At 69.8% G+C, this 1,627-nt stretch carries 2 protein-coding genes; both read right to left on the bottom strand.

Translation table 11 applies throughout. From position 1 onward, the window contains the following. Window positions 1-30: 30 nt before the first annotated feature. Window positions 31-1,164: a flavodoxin-dependent (E)-4-hydroxy-3-methylbut-2-enyl-diphosphate synthase gene (ispG, locus tag I59_RS00960; RefSeq protein WP_031272324.1), complete on the bottom strand. Its 1,134-nt coding sequence runs from the start codon at window positions 1,162-1,164 to the stop codon at window positions 31-33. A gap of 63 nt (window positions 1,165-1,227) precedes the next feature. Continuing rightward, window positions 1,228-1,627, bottom strand: a 400-nt coding sequence (locus I59_RS18810) for a cysteine hydrolase family protein (RefSeq protein ID WP_042726341.1), incomplete at its 5' end; no start/stop codon positions are given.

The following is a 1,627-nucleotide window of genomic DNA, read 5'->3' as shown; positions in this document are numbered from 1 at the left end:
CTCCCGTCCGGTACGCCCGCGCGACGCGCGCTACGGGGCGGTGATGACCTGCACGGAGCCGGTGGCGGCGGCCGGACCCATCTCGTCCGCGATGCGGTTTGCCTCCTCGATGAGGGTCTGCACGATCTCGCGTTCCGGGACGGTCTTGATGACCTCGCCCTTCACGAAGATCTGGCCCTTGCCGTTGCCGGAGGCGACGCCGAGGTCGGCTTCACGGGCCTCGCCCGGACCGTTCACGACGCAGCCCATCACGGCGACGCGCAGGGGCACGGTCATGCCCTCGAGCCCCTTCGTGACGTCGTTCGCGAGCTGGTAGACGTCGACCTGGGCGCGACCGCAGCTCGGGCACGAGACGATCTCGAGCTTGCGCTCCCGGAGGTTGAGCGACTGCAGGATCTGCAGGCCGACCTTCACCTCCTGCACGGGCGGTGCCGAGAGCGAGACGCGGATCGTGTCGCCGATGCCCTCCGCGAGCAGGATGCCGAACGCGGTCGCGCTCTTGATCGTCCCCTGGAACTCCGGACCGGCCTCGGTCACGCCGAGGTGCAGCGGCCAGTCGCCCGCCGCTGCGAGCTGCCGGTACGCCTTCACCATGACGATCGGGTCGTTGTGCTTGACCGAGATCTTGAAGTCGTGGAAGTCGTGCTCCTCGAACAGGCTGGCTTCCCAGACGGCCGACTCGACGAGGGCCTCGGGCGTGGCCTTGCCGTACTTCTGCAGCAGGCTCGGCTCGAGCGACCCGGCGTTGACACCGATGCGGAGCGAGACCCCGGCGTCCTTCGCGGCCTTGGCGATCGCACCGACCTGGTCGTCGAACTTGCGGATGTTCCCCGGGTTGACGCGGACGGCCGCACACCCGGCGTCGATGGCCTGGAAGACGTACTTCGGCTGGAAGTGGATGTCGGCGATGACCGGGATCTGCGACTTCTTCGCGATGATCGGCAGGGCGTCGGCGTCGTCCTGGCTGGGAACGGCGACGCGGACGATGTCGCAGCCGGAGGCGGTGAGCTCGGCGATCTGCTGCAGGGTCGCGTTGATGTTCGTGGTGGGTGTCGTGGTCATCGACTGCACGGAGACCGGCGCGTCACCGCCCACGAGGACCTTGCCGACCCGGATCTGCCGCGACTTGCGACGCGGGGAGAGCGTTTCCGGGACTTTCGGCAGACCGAGGTTCACTGCTGGCACGCTCGACACTCTACGCGGTGCGTGCGACGCTGCTGGGGCCGTTCACAGGTCGTTCGCGGAGTCGACGACCGTGATGAGCGGCGCGTAGAGCCGCATCGCGGCAAGCGCGCGCTCGTGGTCCTCGTCGCTGGCCCCGGCACAGGCGTCCGCGACGACCGTGACGGTCGCCCCGGCGTCGGCCGCCGCGAGGGCCGTCGACAGCACGCAGCAGTCCGTGGAGACTCCCGTCAGGACGAGGTGCGGGTGGTCGCCGACCACGGCCAGGAGGCTCGTCCCCCACTTCCCGAACGTCGGTTCCGTCACGACCGGGTCGCCGCGGTTCGCCGCCGCGGTCGCGAAGGGCTCGGTCAGCGCGTAGAGCGGATCGCGGTCGGGGACGAGCGCGAACGGGCACTCGCGGTAGTACGGCACCAAGCGCCCTCGGGCTGACTCGGCGCGACAA

It is taken from the genome of Curtobacterium sp. B8 (assembly GCF_000333315.1).
Classification (GTDB): Bacteria; Actinomycetota; Actinomycetes; order Actinomycetales; family Microbacteriaceae; genus Curtobacterium; species Curtobacterium luteum.
This window is presented reverse-complemented; position numbering and strand designations above follow the sequence as displayed.